Below are 16,115 nucleotides of genomic sequence, written 5' to 3' on the forward strand. Positions count from 1 at the left end.
ACAAGAAGCTGTCATGAGCCGTTATCGCCCTCCCCGCACCGCCGGCACCGCGCTGATCACCCCCGAGGGTGAAGCGCGGATGCGTGCCGAGTTCCATGAACTGTGGCATGTACGCCGGCCCCAGGTTACCCAGGCTGTCAGCGAAGCCGCGGCCCAGGGGGATCGCTCGGAGAACGCCGAATACACCTACGGCAAAAAGATGCTGCGAGAGATCGACAGCCGCGTGCGTTTTCTCACCAAGCGCCTGGAGGCGCTCAAGGTCGTCAGCGAAAAACCCAGCGATCCGAACAAGGTCTATTTTGGCGCCTGGGTGACGATCGAGGACGAAGACGGCAAAGAGTCGCGCTACCGCATTGTCGGGCCGGATGAACTGGACCTCAAACAAGGCCTGATCAGCATTGATTCGCCATTGGCCCGCGCCCTGATCGGCAAGGCACTGGACGCCGAAGTTCGAGTCCAGACACCGACCGGTGAGCAGTGTGTTTATATCGTGGCGATCGACTACCCGTAGAACTCAACGGCGGGTGATCAGCCCTTGCCGGGCAACGCGAGTCAGTTGCCTGATCACTTCCGGCGCGTCTTCAAGGCTGGGGGATTGAATCACTGCCAGATCGAAACTGTCGTCGGCGAAACGAGCGAGCGACTCACCGTCTTCGACAAACTGGATCAGGAAGGCAGCGGGACCGCCGGTACGACGAGGCCAGCCATCGAGATAACGCAAGAGCGTCGGCTGATGTTTGCCGCCAAGCAGGATTTTTGGATTGCGCTGGGTGAGATGTGCCGTGATCGGCGCGGGACGTACAACAGGGTTTAGTGCATTCATTGTGTCGTGTCTCTGCCTCAAAAGTCTGCATGGCAGGTGAGAGGCAACACCGAACCAGCGCTTTAGCGGTATTTCGAAGCCTGTTCCGGCTTCTATCGGCAACTGAATGAGTCACCTGGCGCCCCGCAAGTAGCTGTTTAAATCGGCGCATGAGCAACATCCTAGAGAAGCTGACTGGACAGTGTCAAGAATGACGCACAACAAAAAAGGCCCGCACAATGCGGGCCTTTTCGTTGAGCCAGAGCGGTCAACCGGCGATGGCACGGTCCGCCGAGAGTTTGCCCGCACCTTCGATCAATACCGCGATACTGCCACCGAGCAACGCCAGGGCGAATTCATAACCGTTGTTGGCCATGAACAGACCGTTGCTGATGTGCACCGTGAAAATCGCGACCAGCGACAGTAATGCCAGGCCAAGTGCGGCCGGGCGAGCCAGCAAGCCGATGATCAGGGCCAGGCCGGCGAAGAATTCGATGCCGCCCGCCATTGCCGCCATCAGGTAACCCGGCGTCAGCCCGACGCTTTCCATGTACTGCGCGGTTCCCGCCAGACCATAGCCACCGAATGCCCCGAAGAGTTTCTGCGAACCGTGTGCGGCGAAGACAATGCCGACAACGATGCGCAGAACTGTCAGGCCGTAGCCAGCGCGGGTGGACAGTACCTTGTTGATCAGAGTGCTCATGCTGTTTCATTCCTTGCTGATGTGTGTTGGTTGGCCGCTATATTAATCAGTAAATCATATGTTAAAAGCGCAAAAAGCCGGCAATAACAATCAGATTAGTAGATCAATTACGTGAGACAACCTTTTGTCCCTGGGGCTCCAACGACTCCCGCTCCCGGTCGAACGCCAAATAATACTTGTTCACGCTATTAACATAGCTGACGGGCCCCATGCCCACTTGCTCCATGGCAACGCGTTCGACCTGGAAGAACCACTGGTTGGGATTCAACCCTCGCCGCCGGGCTTCGGCGCGCATGCCCTGAACCCGCTCCGGCCCGATGTTGTAGGCTGCCAGCACAAAGGCCATGCGTTCGCGTTCATTGAGTTTCGGGCTGGCAAAAAACTTGCGCCGGATCATCGCCAGGTACTTGGCCCCGGCCTGCACATTGCCGTCTACGTCCTGGATATTGTTGACCCCCACCCGCTGCGCCGCAGAAGGCGTGATCTGCATCAGGCCGGTCGGGCCACCACCACTGCGGGCCGTGGGCTGCAACGCTGATTCCTTGAACGCCAACGCCGCCAGGTTCAGCCAGTCCATGCCTTGGGCATCGGCGTGCTTTTGCAGCACCGGGCGGAGTTTTTCCAGACGCTGCCGATCGGCCTTGGCCAGTGGGTAGTGCACTTGATAGAGACGCCGATAGATCCGCAGGAACGCGGCGTCCTGATCCGACGGTTTTTTGTAACCGGTGAGGAAGCGATCAATACTGGCCCGCAGCATCGAGGCATCACGGCGTACGAACCAGAACTCCTCTCCCGGATCGCTGATGAGTACCTGCTTGTCGAAACGCAACCTGGGCAGGATCTTGCCCCAGCGTTCGGCGATCGGCTGCTCGACAATGGTCAGGTGGAAGATCCCGCCCTGCACCATTTCCAGGACGTCCTCGACGGCAAGGGTCGGATCGACCCATTCGATTGTGACCGGTGGCAGTTTGTGCAGGGCGAGCTTTTGATTGATCTGGCTGACAGCATCCCCGGCGGCGCTGCCGGCAGGCAAGGCCAGGGTTTTGCCGGATAGCTGTTCAAGCCGGGTGTAGCGGCGTTCGCCCTTGATGCCCACCAGCACCAACGGGATGTTGCTGGCAATCGGCTCACTGGTGCTGACGGCGAAGCCCGCTTGCAGATCGAGCAACTCGCCTGGCGCCACCAGATCCCCCTCCCCGCGCTGCAATGCGCCGAGCAGTTGATCCTTGGCCTTGGGAATGATCTTGAGGGTAATTTCCTGACCGTCACGGGCGTGGCCGTTGAGGTATTGCTCGAACGCTCTGAGGCGATGATATTCGACCCCGATCGCCTGCCCCTGGACTTCGCCGGAACTGTTGCGGCTCTGGTTGACCAATACCCGCAGCACTCGGCTGCTGCGAATTTCCGCAAGATCGCGCACCTTGCTGGCCGGTACGGCTTGCAGCGGCCCGGGCAGACGCGCGACCGCCGACATCGGCAGTAGCAGCGAACAGCACAGCAGTAGCAAAACCGAGGGACGAATCATCCACTCTCCGGAAAGAATATGAGGCACGCTTCAATGACAAATGGCATCAAGCGCAGCGACAAAACAGAGCGCCTTGGGCGCTGGCAACGTGCGAAAGACTGGCACAATGATGGCAAAACTACCAACCCGGCCTGCCCCGCGGCTCAAGAGACAGCGTTAACTCGTTGTAGTTCTTGGCTTTTCTTATAAATCCACGGCTCTGATATGCTTTCCGGCCTTTGGCCCGAGGTAGCACCATGCAACTCATCGATATCGGCGTCAACCTGACCAACCCCAGCTTTGCCGACAAACACCAGGCCGTACTCGACCGTGCCTACGCGGCCGGTGTATGCCAACTGGTGCTGACCGGCACCAGCATCGAGGGCAGCGAGCAGGCCCTTGAACTGTGCCAGCAACTGGACGAAAGCACTCAGCGCCTGTTCGCCACCGCCGGTATTCACCCTCACTGCGCCAGTGACTGGAACGCCGACAGTGCCCGACGTTTGCGCAGCTTGCTCAAGGAGCCAAATGTGGTGGCCGTGGGTGAATGCGGGCTGGATTTCAACCGTGACTTCTCGCCGCGCCCGCAGCAGGAAAAGGTCCTCGAAGAACATCTGGCCATGGCCGTTGAATTGCAGATGCCGGTCTTTCTGCACGAACGCGACGCCAGCCAGCGTTTGCTGGAAATCCTGCGCGACTTCCGCGACCGACTGCCGGCTGCCGTGGTTCATTGTTTCACTGGCGAACAGAAGGCACTGTTCAGCTATCTCGACCTGGACTTGCACATCGGCATTACCGGCTGGATCTGCGACGAACGCCGGGGCACGCATTTGCATCCGCTGGTCAAGGAGATCAAGCGCGGGCGCCTGATGCTCGAAAGCGATGCACCGTACCTGCTGCCGCGCAGCCTGCGCCCCAAGCCGAAAAACGGGCGAAACGAGCCTGCATACCTGACCGAAGTATTGCGCGAAGTGGCACTGCATCGCGGGGAAAGCCAGGAAGATCTGGCGGCGCATACTACGGCGTGTGCTCGGGCGTTTTACCGGCTACCCACCATCGCCTTGTAAACACGGCCCCTTGTGGGAGCGGGCTTGCTCGCGAAGGGGGACTATCAAACACCACTGATGTCGACTGATACCCTGCTTTCGCGAGCAAGCCCGCTCCCACATTGACTTGTATCAAGGTTCGAATTTCTGAGTAGCGGCACAATGATGGCACCTTGCCAAAACTGTTTCCGCTATCAGAGAAGACCTCCATGGGTGCCTGGCTTAGCAATATCTCGCTGAAATACAAATTCTGGGCGGTCAACGCTGTCGCCTTCATCACCACGCTTTTGCTAGTGCTGTACGCCGTGCAGCTCGAACAACAGGCCCGCAGTCATGCATCCCGGGCTTCGGCTCAGTCACAGGCGCGATTGCTTGGCGCCTGGCCTGCCGGGCAACCGCTGCCCGAGACCGATAACCTGCTGACGTTCAATCGCGGACAGGCGCCATCGCTGAATGGACAACCCATACCGCAACTCACCCATGCAAACGGCTGGGTCGAGATCAACTCAATGCCGTTGTTCGGTGACAATCCATTGATGGGTGCCGAAGTGTTCGCGCGCGCCGACGGCCAGCAGGTCGCTGTGATTGTCCACGGGCCAAGCCTGAGCCAGGTGTTCAGCGAGCGCTTCGCCAACTACGCGTTGGCGGTGTTCATCCTGATGCTGGCAATGCTCGGCGCATCGCAGTTATTGATCCGCTTCCTGCTCAGCCAGCTCAATACCTTGAAAGACGTCATGCTCCACGTGGAGAAAACCGGCGACCTGTCAGCCCGCGTACCATTGGCTTGCAGCGACGAAGTCGGGCAAATGGCCAACGCCTTCAACGCCATGCAGGCCGGTTATCAACGGGTGGTCAACACGGTCGCCAACACCGCCCGGCAACTGGACGTCGGTGCCGCACGGCTGGCGGCCAGCATGAATGAAGTGCGCCTCGGCATGCTCGGCCAGCAAAGCGAAACCGATCAAGCCGCCACGGCGATCAATGAAATGACCGCAACAGTCCATCACATCGCCCAACACGCAGGTGCCACCCGCGACCTTTCGCAATCGGCCGATACCCTGGCCGGCAGCGGCCAGGAGGTCGTGACACGGGTGCAGCAGTCGATTGCCGGACTGTCCACCGGCGTCCAGCAGACTGCCGAGATGATTCAACGCCTGGCCGAGGACAGTCAGAAGATAAACGGCGTGGTCAACGTGATTCACAGCATCGCCGAGCAGACCAATCTGTTGGCACTCAACGCCGCCATCGAAGCGGCCCGGGCCGGCGAAATGGGACGCGGGTTTGCCGTGGTCGCCGATGAAGTGCGCAACCTTGCCAAACGCGTCCAGGCCTCCACGGACGAAATCACGCGCATGGTGTCAGCGTTGCAGGCCGGTACGCGTGACGCCGTGGATTTCATGCAGGAGAGCTCGTTCAAGGCCGACGACTGCGTGCAACAGGCGCTAGAGGCCGGCGTGGCACTAGCCGAGATCACCGGTGCGGTGGCGCAGATGCGAGAAAGCAATACACAGATCGCGGTGGCGGCCGAGCAGCAGAGCCAGGTGGCGGAAGAGATGAACCGGGCGGTGGTGAGCATCCGTGACGTGACCGAGAACACGGTGCAGCAGACGGTGACGTCGGCGACGACCAGCAATGAGCTGGCGGCGTTGGCCGGGGAGTTGAGCAGGGCTATAGGTCAGCTCAAACTGTAAGGGCCTCTTCGCGGGCAAGCCCGCTCCCACAGGTGACCGCGTTCTTTCATTGGAATACCGTCAAAATGTGGGAGCGGGCTTGCTCGCGAAGGCGTCAGAACTGACAAGATCAATCCAGACCATGGCGCCTATCAAGCCAATAGCCAGCCTTGATTCGCCGCCAGCATTGACCGGGCCTATTCTTCATCTCATGTATTCAACATGGATCGAGGATCAGCATCATGGGCAAACGTCACCCCAACCTTCCCGCCTGGCAATGGCGAGCGTACCCGAACAATCATCAGCACCCGACAAACCTGGTGTTGCACCTGATCGCGGTGCCGCTGTTCATCGTGGCGTTTCTGTTGATCGTGTCCGGGGTGTTCAGCCTGACCCTTTCGAACATCGCCATCGGCGTGATCGGTGTGATTGCCGCGCTGGCCTTGCAACGTCACGGCCACAGCCTGGAGGCGCAAGCCGCCGAACCCTTCAGTGACCGCAAGGATGCGATATCGCGCCTGATGGTCGAGCAGTTCCTGACGTTTCCGCGGTTCTTCCTCAGCGGTGGCTGGTGGCGCGCCTGGCGCGAGCGCCACCGTCGTCACTGATCAGGCAAACACCGTCACCGTCTGCCGGCTCATGGCGATCAACCGACCATCCGCGCTCCACATTTTCGCGGCCGCATGCCCGTAGCCGTCGGCGGCGTGCTCGGTTTCGACGAGGTATTTGCACCAGTCCAGGGTGCTCAGTTCCAGCGGCGGTTGCACGAATTCAATGGTCCAGGTCAGTGTGCTTCCCATCGCCGGCTTCTTCAGAAATGGCATCAGGGCCGGCGGCCAGGCGTCCACCAGCGCGAGGATATGCGCCTCACTGACGGCCTCTTCTTTCACGTCGCCGCGCAGGCGCACCCAGCCGCCCATTTGCCGGGATGTACTACCGCTGAACGGCAGCCCGCCGACACTCCAGCGCATCGCCAGATGCCGCATGAACTCCGGGAGGACGCCTTCGACAAAAGGCAATTCCTGGCATTCGTCCCAGTGCTTCATTTCAGGTGCCGGTTCAGCAGCCACCGCCACTTCCGAAGGGCGTGAGGCGCCAAAACTGCCCTGGATCAACGTCACCACCTGCCCCTTCTGCATCACCCGACCCAACACCTGGCTGACCGCCTTGCCTTCGCGCAACACGTCGACTTCAAAACTGACCGGTACCTCGGGTTCAACCGGGCCGACAAAGGTGATTGCCAGCGAGCGCACCGGACGATCCGCCGGCACCCGGGCACGCATGGCCTCGTACTGCAAGGCGGCCACCAGGCCACCAAAAGTGGCGCGCCCCTGGGCCCAGGAGGCCGGAATAGACAGCTCCAGCGGCTGGCTACGGACAGCGTCGAGCAGTTCGGAAAAACGCATGAAAACCTCAGGGATCGAAAAAAGACGAAGGGATCTTAACCATCTGGCGAAGTCGACACATCGCCTATTCCGGCCAAATTGACTGACAGATGAGCCGCACAAGGCTCGCTCCTACAATGGATCTCCGGTGTTTTCAGGGTTTGAAACAAGCCTTGCTGAGCTTTTCCAGCACCTGGTCCGCACGGCTTTCGGCCTCGGCCATGGTGGCGGTCCAGACTGCAACACAGGGCTGCAAATCCGCTTCCAGTTCAGCCATGGCCAGCCATTGCACGCAATCGTGCCAGTCACCCAGCGCGCCTTGGGCCGATTTCAACCGCGGCATGGCCGCTTTCGGCAAACGGTCCAGTTCGGGGTAAGCGTCGATGCCATAGCGCACCCGCTTGATCAGCAGGCGCAAGCGATGACGGTCATGGGCCGGGTCATGCAGTGCCTCGTCGAGTATTTTCCACTGTTTGCCCAGGCGCTTTTCGATGCGCTTGCGCAGGCCCTTGAGCAATCCCTGGCGCTGGGCGGCACGCAGAAAACGCGGAAACGCATCGAGGACGATCAGCAATTGCGCGAGCTCCGGGCTAGCCGCAACGGCCGGATAGGCTTCGGTCATTTGCGCCATGCGCCGCTGTGCGGCCTGGGGTTGATGGTGCTGGTGCAGGTACGCCGCCAGCACTTCGCGATCACGCAATGGCGTGGTCAGCTCTCCCACCCGGGAGGCTGCCGCTTCCAGTTGCTCGACACCGGGCAACCCGCGCAAGGGTCGCAACAGGCTGCGTAACCGACGCATGGTTGTGCGCAGATCGTGTAACGCTTCAGGGTCAGTACGCTCTTTCAGGCGGGCCTGACAGGCCAGCAGACGAATTTCCAGGCCCAGAATTTGAGCCACCAACCGATCGATCATGGGGGTTTACTCCGTAAACAGCGCCAGGCTCCAGGCTACGAGCTGCAAGCCCGATGAGTCTTGCAATTGGTAGCTTAGAGCCTGGCGCTGCTTTTTGCCTTCAACGCCCCGCGCGCGACTCACGAATATAGAAACGGGCCTTCTCGGCCTTGTGGGAGCAGCCCTCGAATCCCTCGAATTGCTGTTGGGTCTTGGCCGCGGTCAACAGCGACAAGGCTTTGGAGTAGCTGACGGTCCCGGCGAATCCTTCGGCCTTGGCCAGGTCCAGCTCATGCCAGGCGGCATCGAGCTGGCTGCCACAGCTGTCGCGGTAGGCGGTTTTGCCGGCACAACCGGCGAGCGCCAGGGCAATCAATGGCACGCAGATCCAGGCTTTCATCACTCACTCCTCAAAGATAGGTCAACAGTCATGCAGGTAAGACGGTGTGGCACCTGAAAAGTGCCGTTGGTCCCCTGTGCAAACTATAGCGCCGACAAGAATAATCATGTGCCGCCATGGAGTGTCGAAAATACGACGCTCCTGCCCCACCGAACGACCATGGCGATTGAAGCATGACCCTCGATGGGTGCATTGTTGAACCATTCAAACGAGGGCGATTCATGAAAAAGCGCGTCGCACTGGTGTTGGGCTCGGGTGGAGCCCGGGGTTATGCGCATATTGGGGTCATTGAAGAGATCGAGCGACGCGGCTATGACATCGCCTGTGTCGCCGGTTGCTCCATGGGCGCGGTGGTGGGCGGGATCTACGCCGCCGGCAAACTCAATGATTACCGCGACTGGATCGAGAGCCTGGACTATCTCGACGTGCTGCGTCTGGTGGACGTCAGTTTTCGTCTGGGGGCGATTCGTGGCGAGAAAGTCTTCGGGCAAATCCGCAAGATCGTCGGCGAGATCAACATCGAAGACTTGCGTATCCCCTACACGGCCGTTGCCACCGACCTGACCAACCAGCAGGAGATCTGGTTCCAGGAAGGTTGCCTGCATCAGGCCATGCGCGCCTCAGCGGCGATTCCCAGCCTGTTCACGCCGGTGATGCAGGGCAACCGCATGCTGGTGGATGGCGGCATTCTCAACCCGCTGCCGATCGTGCCGGTGGTGTCGAGCCATTGCGATCTGATCATCGCGGTCAACCTCAACTCCACCAACCAGCGCCACTATCAATTGCCGGTCATCCAGCGTCCTGCCGCCTTCAAGACCCGCTTCGACAGCCTGATCAACTCCGTCGGTTCGAAGTTGCCGTTCCGGCGCAAACAGGCTGAACAATTGTTGGTTCTGGAACAGGAAGCCTTGAAGGCCGAAGGTGCGGACCTCAACCCGTGGATCGAGTCCGCCGAGCCCGAGGCGCAGCAACCCGCGGCGGCTCCGGAAACCAGTGGCGCCCCCCGCTCCGCCACCGGCTCGTTCATCATCGACAACGTAGGACCGGCGTCCTTGCTGGATTTGATCAACCAGAGTTTCGAGGTGATGCAGACGTCGCTGGCACAGTACAAGATTGCCGGGTATCCGCCGGACATCCTGATCAACGTGCCCAAGCGCGTGTGCCGGTTTTTCGAGTTCTACAAGGCGCCGGAGCTGATCGCGCTGGGACGGGAAATTGCGCGGGATACGCTGGATCGCTATGAGAATGAGCAGAACTGAAAGCCTGAAAGCTTTGTGGTGGCTATCAGGGCCTCTTCGCGAGCAAGCCCGCTCCCACAGTAAATCTTCGGTGTTCACAAAATTTGTGTCTGACCGGGATCCCGTGTGGGAGCGGCGGTGCGGCGATCCGACTTGCTCGCGAAGACGTCAGGTCAGTCACCACAGAACGTCAAACCTCTTCACTCAATAACCGATACCCCACCCCCGCCTCGGTCACGATGAACCGTGGTCGAGTCGGGTCATCCGCCAGTTTCTGGCGCAAGTGCCCGACCACGATGCGCAGGTAATGAGTGTCTTCGGTGTGCGTCGGCCCCCAGATGTCCTTGAGCAATTGCTGCTGGGTGATCACCCGCCCGGGATGCCGCGCCAGTTGCGCCAGCACGGCGTATTCCTTGCGAGTCAGCGCAACTTCGATACCGTCGAGCAGCACCCGGCGATACGCCAGGTCGACCGTCAATGGACCGAAGGTCAGCGCCGCTTGCGGGACCTCGCCGGCGGGCGCCTGGCGCAACAGCGCACGAATCCGCGCCAGGAATTCCTGAATGCCGAACGGCTTGGTCACGTAGTCATTGGCGCCGCCATCCAGGGCCTCGACTTTCTGCCCTTCACCGGCGCGCACGGAGAGCACCAGCACGGGCACCGTCGACCACTCGCGAAAATCGCGCAATACCTGTTGGCCGTCCATGTCCGGCAAGCCCAGGTCGAGCACCAGCAAGTCCGGTTTGTTCAACGCAGCTTGAGCCAATCCTTCACTGCCGGTGCCGGCCTCCAGCACCTTGTAACCCTGGGAAGCGAGGCTGATGCGCAGGAATTTGCGGATCTGCGGTTCGTCATCGATGACCAAAATGGTCGCGGTCTGGCTCATGAATTCACATCAACACAAAGAAGTGGCAAGAGAGTAGCGCAAGCACGATCAGGCTTCACTTTCGTATCCCGGCTGAGCCTGTAGCGGCAGGTGCAATGTGATGCAGGTGCCACGCCCCTCGATGCCGTCGGCGACGCTGATGCGTCCGCCATGGGCACCGACCATGCCCTGACAGATCGCCAGCCCCAGCCCGGTCCCCTGCCCACCACGATCACCCCGCGCCGCGGTGTAGAACATGTCGAAAATCTTCGCCCGCTCCTCCTCCGGAATCCCCGGGCCTTCGTCGCTGACCGAAAAGAACAGCTCACTGTCATCAGCTCCGGCGTGCAATTGCAAACGCCCGTGGGACGGCGAAAACCGCGCGGCGTTTTCCAGCACGTTGATCAGAGCCTGTTCGATCAGTGCGGCATGCACGAACAGCAACGGTAACTCGGCCGGCACGTCTGTGCTGACCTGCAACGGCGCAAGGACTGTCCGCAGACGGTTGAGCGCACTGCCGACGATGTCTGCCGGCGATACCCAGTCCCGCGCCAGCTTCAGGGCACCGTGGCCGAGCCGGGTCATGTCGAGCAGGTTTTGAATGTAGCGGTCGAGGCGCTCGGCTTCATCGCGGGTGCCTTCGAGCAGTTCACGTCGATCCTCCAGCGGGATCGCTTCACCCAGGGCCAGCAGGCTATCGATACTGCCGCGCATGGATGTCAACGGTGTGCGTAAATCGTGGGACACCGAAGCCAGCAAGGCACTGCGCAACTGTTCGGTTTCGCCGTGCAGCCGCGCCGCTTCCAGATCATCGGCCAGTTGCGCCCGGGCCAGTGCCTGGGCCAGCGGCTGGGTCAGCGCGGTCAACAAGCGTCGGCGCTGACCGCTCAGGGTCTGGCCTTCCCTGGCGCACACGCCGAGCAACGCCAGCGGGCCGTCTTCCACCGATAACGGCCACCACCACCAGCGGCCGAACGGCAAGGTGCCGGTGCCCGCACCCGCCGGTTGATCGTGCTGCCAGGCCCAATCGGCGGCGGCGCGTTCGGCTTCGGTGAACGTCAGCGGCCCACCGGTTTCGACTTTCCAGCCGTTTTGCCCGTCGCGATTGAGCAGGCACAGTTGCACATCGCTCCAACCGTTGAGGTGCTGGGCGGCCGCGCTGACCACGGCCTGGCGGTCGGTGGCGGCGGTCAGTTTACGTGACAGGTCGAGCAATTCAGTGGTCTCTTCCTGGGTGTCGCGCAGGGCTTGCAATTGCCGGCGCTGGCGCGCCGCGAGGTTGCCGGTGAGGGCCGCCATCAGCAGGAAGAACAATAATGTCAGTACGTCTTCTTCGCGCTGGATGCTCAGAGAGAAAGTCGGTGGAATGAACAGAAAGTCATAGGTCAGAAACGACAGCGCCGCACAGGCCAGAGCCGGTCCGAGACTGCTGCGCACCGCCACCAGCAACACGGCGGCGAGGAACACCAGTGAAATATTCGGCAGTGGCAGAACACTCGCCACGGCCCAGGCCAGGGCGCTGGCCAGAACCGTCGCGACCACGGCCAACACATAGTCGAACCAGACCAGTGAATGCATCGGCCGCCGATGGGGTTGATGCTGTGGGTGATCGCTGTCGAGAACGTTGATTTCCAGTCCGCGGGCATTGCGCAGCAGCCGCGCCGCCAGCCCGCCACCGAACAGACGTCGGCGCAAGCGCGGCCGGGACTGGCCGACCAGCACCAGGCTGGCACGACGTTCGGCGGCATGCTGAATCAAGGTTTTCGCCACCTCACCGGCCCGCAGCAACACCACTTCCCCCCCAAGCCGTTCGGCCAGTTGCTGGGCGCTTTGCAGGCGCAGGCGCGACTGTTCGTCCCGCACGCGGCCGTTGTCCACGTGCACCAGGCTCCAGGGCAGGTGCCGCCGTTGGGCCACGCGACTGGCATGCCGCACCAGACGCTCAGCCTGGGCATCGCCGTCGACCCCTACCAGCAAACGCCCACGCACCGCTGGCGCGGCTTGACCGAGTTGGCGATAGCCCTGGGCCAGATCGTTATCGACCTGAGCCGCCGCGGTTTGCATCGCCAGTTCGCGCAGGGCCGTCAGGTTGGTCTGGGAAAAGAACGCGTCGATGGCTGCCCGCGCCTGCTCCGGCACATAGACCTTGCCGTCACGCAGGCGCTCGAGCAGTTCCCGGGGCGGCAAGTCGATCAGCAGCAGTTCGTAGGCCTCCTGCAATACCCAGTCCGGCAGGGTTTCACGGACCTGCACGCCGGTAATGCCGCGCACCTGATCGTTGAGGCTTTCCAGATGCTGGACGTTGACCGTGGTGTACACGTCAATGCCGGCGGCGAGCAGCTCCTGAATGTCCTGCCAGCGTTTTTCGTGACGGCTGCCGGGGGCGTTGGTGTGCGCCAGTTCGTCGACCAGCACCAGTTTCGGTTTGGCTTTGATCAAACCGTCGAGGTCCATTTCTTCGAGCAACACGCCACGGTATTCCGAGCGCACCAACGGCTGCTGCGGCAAGCCGCCGAGCAGTGCTTCGGTTTCGGCCCGGCCGTGGGTTTCGACGACGCCGGCAATGACTTTCACCCCTTGGCGTAACTGGGTGTGGGCCGCTTGCAACATGGCGTAGGTCTTGCCCACCCCCGGCGCGGCGCCGAGAAATACCTTGAGCCGGCCACGACCATCACGGGGCAGGTCTGCTAACAGCGCGTCGGCGCGGCCGGAGTTGCTCATGCTTGGGGATCTCTTTTTACCGGGATTGATGTAGTGACTATTCTGCCGTCTTCGCGAGCAAGCCCGCTCCCACAGGAGTACGCATTCCAATGTGGGAGCGGGCTTGCTCGCGAATGGCAGCGCCGCCGGTTTACAGTTTTTCCAGCGCCAGATTCAACTCAAGCACATTCACCACCGGCGGGCCTACCAATGGCTGCTCTATGTGGGCGTCCAGCAGTTGTTGCAGTGTCGCTACCGGCAGATTGCGCGCCGCCGCAACACGCGCCAGTTGATAGGCAATCGCCGCTGGTGGCAAGTGCGGATCGAGACCGCTGCCGGACGTAGTGACCAGCGCCAATGGCACCGGCCCCTGGCCTGGCACCAGCAGTTTGTTGGCATCGTCGATCACGCGAGTGGCCAGGGCGGGGTTGCTCGGCGACAGGTTGCTGGCACTGCTCGACACGGTGGCAAAGGCACCGGCCGAAGGGCGCGGGTGAAACCAGGCGTCACCGACGAAATCCTGGGCGATCAGCGAGGAACCGCGGACCTTGCCCTCGGCATCACGCACCAGGCTGCCGTTGGCCTGATCCGGGAACGCGACCTGGGCCACGCCGGTGACCACCAATGGATAAGCGACGCCGGTGACCAGCGTCATCAGGACCAGCAGGCTCAGGGCCGGGCGTATCAATGTGGACATTTCAAAATCCTCGAATTCGCATGAAAACCTGTAGGAGCGAGCTTGCTCGCGATGGATCTGAAGGCGCCGCGCTGTGTCAGAAAGGGCGCGTTATCGTTTACCACCATCGCGAGCGAGCTCGCTCCTACAGGGGGGTGTTCAGTCAAACCAGATGCAACGCCGTCAACAGCATGTCGATCGCCTTGATGCCCACGAACGGCACCAGAATCCCGCCCAGTCCATAGATCAGCAGATTGCGCCGCAACAACGCCGCCGCACTCGCCGCCTGCACGCGCACACCGCGCAATGCCAGAGGAATCAGCACCACGATGATCAGGGCGTTGAATACGATCGCCGAGAGAATCGCGCTCTGCGGACTGCTCAGGTGCATCACGTTGAGCACGCCCAGTTGCGGGTAGATCGCGGCGAACAGCGCCGGCAGAATCGCGAAGTACTTGGCCACATCGTTGGCGATGGAAAAGGTCGTCAGCGCACCTCGGGTCACCAGCAACTCCTTGCCGATCTGCACCACGTCCAGCAGCTTGGTCGGGTCGCTGTCGAGGTCGACCATGTTGGCCGCTTCACGTGCCGCTTGCGTACCATCGTTCATCGCCATGCCGACATCCGCCTGGGCCAGTGCCGGGGCGTCGTTGGCGCCGTCGCCGCACATGGCGACCAGACGACCGTCGTTTTGCTCGTGACGGATGCGCGCCAGTTTTTTCTCCGGCGTGGCCTCCGCCAGCACGTCATCCACACCCGCTTCGGCGGCGATGGCGGCGGCGGTCAACGGGTTGTCGCCGGTGACCATGACGGTGCGAATGCCCAGTTTGCGCAGCTCGGCAAAACGCTCGCGAATGCCCGGCTTGACCACATCCTTGAGGTGGATCACACCGAGCAACTTGCCGTCTGCACACACCAGCAACGGCGTACCGCCGCTTTGGGCGATCCGGTCGATTTCACGGGACAATGGTGCAGCCAGATCCGCCCGCTTGAGGCCAACGAACGCCAGCAACGAATCCACCGCGCCTTTGCGAAACACGCGCCCCTGATAGTCGACACCGGACAAGCGGGTTTCGGCACTGAATGGCACGGCTGTCAGCACATCGGCGGACGGCTCCGGTTGCGGATGAGTGCCACGCAGGTATTCGACGATCGACTTGCCTTCAGCGGTGTCATCGGCCAGCGAAGCCAGCAATGCGCCTTCGGCCAGTTCCCTGGCTGTCACACCAGGGGCGGCATACACCGCCGAGCAACGACGGTTACCGAAGGTGATGGTGCCGGTCTTGTCCAGCAGCAGGACATGCACGTCTCCCGCCGCTTCCACTGCACGACCGGACTTGGCGATCACGTTCAGGCGTACCAGCCGATCCATGCCGGCGATACCGATGGCCGACAGCAAACCGCCGATGGTGGTCGGAATCAGCGTGACCAACAACGCCACCAGGAACACCAGCGGCAGGCTGCCGTTGGCGAAGTGGGCGAACGGTTGCAGGGTCACGACCACCATCAGGAAGATCAGGGTCAGGCCGATCAGCAGGATGTCGAGCGCCACTTCGTTTGGGGTTTTCTGGCGTTTGGCGCCTTCGACCAGGGCGATCATGCGGTCCAGAGTCGACTCGCCAGGGTTGGCGGTGATCTTCACCAGCAGCCAGTCGGACACCAGCCTTGTATTGCCGGTGACGGCCGAACGGTCGCCGCCGGACTCGCGAATCACCGGCGCCGATTCACCGGTAATCGCCGCTTCGTTGACCGCCGCGATGCCTTCGATCACCTCACCGTCACCGGGGATCATCTCCCCTGCTTCGACGCGCACCACATCACCCTTGCGCAGGCTGGTGGCCGGCACCACCTGGAAAGTGCCGTTGCTGGTTTTGCGCCGGGCGCTGAGGCCTTCGCTACCGGCCTTGAGACTGTCGGCGCGGGCCTTGCCGCGACCTTCGGCCAGGGCTTCGGCGAAGTTGGCGAACAATACGGTGAACCACAACCAGAGGGCAATTTGCGCAGCAACGAAGGTCGGCACCGCCGTGTCCGGCACGAAGCACAACACGGTGGTCAGGATCGCCGTCAGTTCGACCACCAACATCACTGGCGCACGATGCAATTGCCGTGGGTCGAGCTTGACGAAGGCTTGCAGCAACGCCGGGCGCCAGAGGGCCGAGATCGCGGTTTTTGGTTGTTCCGGCGCTTTGACGGTGGCGACCGGTTTAGTTACGGGCATATTCATCAAATAATCC

Annotated in this window: 15 protein-coding genes; 5 read left to right on the plus strand and 10 right to left on the minus strand. The window is 61.5% G+C overall.

What is annotated here, in order from left to right:
- Positions 1–13: 13 nt before the first annotated feature.
- Positions 14–511 (plus strand): transcription elongation factor GreB, encoded by a 498-nt coding sequence (gene greB, locus AC06G5_RS22245; RefSeq protein WP_007973570.1) that lies wholly within the window; start codon positions 14–16, stop codon positions 509–511.
- Positions 512–514: 3 nt separating this feature from the next.
- Here the strand turns inward: greB and AC06G5_RS22250 are convergent, their stop codons facing one another.
- The 3 genes from AC06G5_RS22250 to AC06G5_RS22260 form a co-directional block, all read right to left on the minus strand.
- The gene (locus tag AC06G5_RS22250; RefSeq protein WP_008001428.1) at positions 515–823 is read right to left on the minus strand and encodes a hypothetical protein; all 309 of its coding nucleotides are present in this window, start codon (positions 821–823) and stop codon (positions 515–517) included.
- Between the two features lie 247 nt (positions 824–1,070).
- The gene (locus AC06G5_RS22255) at positions 1,071–1,505 is read right to left on the minus strand and encodes a DoxX family protein (protein ID WP_413428256.1); all 435 of its coding nucleotides are present in this window, start codon (positions 1,503–1,505) and stop codon (positions 1,071–1,073) included.
- 103 nt (positions 1,506–1,608) lie between these two features.
- Positions 1,609–3,030, minus strand: a complete 1,422-nt coding sequence (locus AC06G5_RS22260; RefSeq protein ID WP_413428257.1) for an MltF family protein — start codon at positions 3,028–3,030, stop codon at positions 1,609–1,611.
- A gap of 236 nt (positions 3,031–3,266) precedes the next feature.
- On the opposite strand from AC06G5_RS22260, the gene AC06G5_RS22265 reads away from it, so the two are divergent.
- From AC06G5_RS22265 to AC06G5_RS22275, 3 genes are all read left to right on the plus strand, one after another.
- Positions 3,267–4,076, plus strand: a complete 810-nt coding sequence (locus tag AC06G5_RS22265) for a TatD family hydrolase (protein ID WP_480458316.1) — start codon at positions 3,267–3,269, stop codon at positions 4,074–4,076.
- A 188-nt stretch (positions 4,077–4,264) separates the two neighbouring features.
- Positions 4,265–5,746: a methyl-accepting chemotaxis protein gene (locus AC06G5_RS22270; protein WP_480458317.1), complete on the plus strand. Its 1,482-nt coding sequence runs from the start codon at positions 4,265–4,267 to the stop codon at positions 5,744–5,746.
- Positions 5,747–5,967: 221 nt separating this feature from the next.
- Positions 5,968–6,333, plus strand: a complete 366-nt coding sequence (locus AC06G5_RS22275) for a terminase (protein ID WP_413428260.1) — start codon at positions 5,968–5,970, stop codon at positions 6,331–6,333.
- Here AC06G5_RS22275 and AC06G5_RS22280 read toward each other — a convergent pair whose 3' ends face one another.
- The 3 genes from AC06G5_RS22280 to AC06G5_RS22290 form a co-directional block, all read right to left on the minus strand.
- A complete protein-coding gene (locus AC06G5_RS22280) occupies positions 6,334–7,131 on the minus strand; it encodes an acyl-CoA thioesterase (RefSeq protein WP_413428261.1) in 798 nt (265 codons plus the stop codon).
- Positions 7,132–7,264: 133 nt separating this feature from the next.
- Positions 7,265–8,023, minus strand: coding sequence for a CHAD domain-containing protein (locus tag AC06G5_RS22285; protein WP_413428262.1), 759 nt, complete (start codon positions 8,021–8,023; stop codon positions 7,265–7,267).
- Positions 8,024–8,123: 100 nt separating this feature from the next.
- The gene (locus AC06G5_RS22290) at positions 8,124–8,402 is read right to left on the minus strand and encodes a hypothetical protein (RefSeq protein WP_008017838.1); all 279 of its coding nucleotides are present in this window, start codon (positions 8,400–8,402) and stop codon (positions 8,124–8,126) included.
- 221 nt (positions 8,403–8,623) lie between these two features.
- Here AC06G5_RS22290 and AC06G5_RS22295 point away from each other — a divergent pair, with 221 nt between their 5' ends.
- Entirely contained in the window at positions 8,624–9,661 is a 1,038-nt protein-coding gene (locus AC06G5_RS22295; protein ID WP_413428263.1) for a patatin-like phospholipase family protein, read from the plus strand.
- A 169-nt stretch (positions 9,662–9,830) separates the two neighbouring features.
- Here AC06G5_RS22295 and AC06G5_RS22300 read toward each other — a convergent pair whose 3' ends face one another.
- From AC06G5_RS22300 to kdpB, 4 genes are all read right to left on the minus strand, one after another.
- A complete protein-coding gene (locus AC06G5_RS22300; RefSeq protein ID WP_413428264.1) occupies positions 9,831–10,526 on the minus strand; it encodes a response regulator in 696 nt (231 codons plus the stop codon).
- 48 nt (positions 10,527–10,574) lie between these two features.
- On the minus strand, positions 10,575–13,226 hold the full coding sequence (locus AC06G5_RS22305; protein WP_413704219.1) for a DUF4118 domain-containing protein: 2,652 nt from the start codon (positions 13,224–13,226) through the stop codon (positions 10,575–10,577).
- A gap of 130 nt (positions 13,227–13,356) precedes the next feature.
- Positions 13,357–13,902 (minus strand): potassium-transporting ATPase subunit KdpC, encoded by a 546-nt coding sequence (gene kdpC / locus AC06G5_RS22310; RefSeq protein ID WP_159390292.1) that lies wholly within the window; start codon positions 13,900–13,902, stop codon positions 13,357–13,359.
- 142 nt (positions 13,903–14,044) lie between these two features.
- Positions 14,045–16,105 (minus strand): potassium-transporting ATPase subunit KdpB, encoded by a 2,061-nt coding sequence (kdpB, locus tag AC06G5_RS22315; RefSeq protein WP_413425589.1) that lies wholly within the window; start codon positions 16,103–16,105, stop codon positions 14,045–14,047.
- Positions 16,106–16,115 lie beyond the last annotated feature (10 nt).

The sequence above is a fragment of the Pseudomonas sp. WT-JTC genome, assembly GCF_056711565.1.

What these genes read in the sequence shown, in the direction of transcription:
- greB (WP_007973570.1), top strand. Translation starts at nt 14, where the DNA reads ATGAGCCGTTATCGCCCTCCCCGCACCGCCGGCACCGCGCTGATCACC.
- AC06G5_RS22250 (WP_008001428.1), bottom strand. Translation starts at nt 823, where the DNA reads ATGAATGCACTAAACCCTGTTGTACGTCCCGCGCCGATCACGGCACAT.
- AC06G5_RS22255 (WP_413428256.1), bottom strand. Translation starts at nt 1,505, where the DNA reads ATGAGCACTCTGATCAACAAGGTACTGTCCACCCGCGCTGGCTACGGC.
- AC06G5_RS22260 (WP_413428257.1), bottom strand. Translation starts at nt 3,030, where the DNA reads ATGATTCGTCCCTCGGTTTTGCTACTGCTGTGCTGTTCGCTGCTACTG.
- AC06G5_RS22265 (WP_480458316.1), top strand. Translation starts at nt 3,267, where the DNA reads ATGCAACTCATCGATATCGGCGTCAACCTGACCAACCCCAGCTTTGCC.
- AC06G5_RS22270 (WP_480458317.1), top strand. Translation starts at nt 4,265, where the DNA reads ATGGGTGCCTGGCTTAGCAATATCTCGCTGAAATACAAATTCTGGGCG.
- AC06G5_RS22275 (WP_413428260.1), top strand. Translation starts at nt 5,968, where the DNA reads ATGGGCAAACGTCACCCCAACCTTCCCGCCTGGCAATGGCGAGCGTAC.
- AC06G5_RS22280 (WP_413428261.1), bottom strand. Translation starts at nt 7,131, where the DNA reads ATGCGTTTTTCCGAACTGCTCGACGCTGTCCGTAGCCAGCCGCTGGAG.
- AC06G5_RS22285 (WP_413428262.1), bottom strand. Translation starts at nt 8,023, where the DNA reads ATGATCGATCGGTTGGTGGCTCAAATTCTGGGCCTGGAAATTCGTCTG.
- AC06G5_RS22290 (WP_008017838.1), bottom strand. Translation starts at nt 8,402, where the DNA reads ATGAAAGCCTGGATCTGCGTGCCATTGATTGCCCTGGCGCTCGCCGGT.
- AC06G5_RS22295 (WP_413428263.1), top strand. Translation starts at nt 8,624, where the DNA reads ATGAAAAAGCGCGTCGCACTGGTGTTGGGCTCGGGTGGAGCCCGGGGT.
- AC06G5_RS22300 (WP_413428264.1), bottom strand. Translation starts at nt 10,526, where the DNA reads ATGAGCCAGACCGCGACCATTTTGGTCATCGATGACGAACCGCAGATC.
- AC06G5_RS22305 (WP_413704219.1), bottom strand. Translation starts at nt 13,226, where the DNA reads ATGAGCAACTCCGGCCGCGCCGACGCGCTGTTAGCAGACCTGCCCCGT.
- kdpC (WP_159390292.1), bottom strand. Translation starts at nt 13,902, where the DNA reads ATGTCCACATTGATACGCCCGGCCCTGAGCCTGCTGGTCCTGATGACG.
- kdpB (WP_413425589.1), bottom strand. Translation starts at nt 16,105, where the DNA reads ATGAATATGCCCGTAACTAAACCGGTCGCCACCGTCAAAGCGCCGGAA.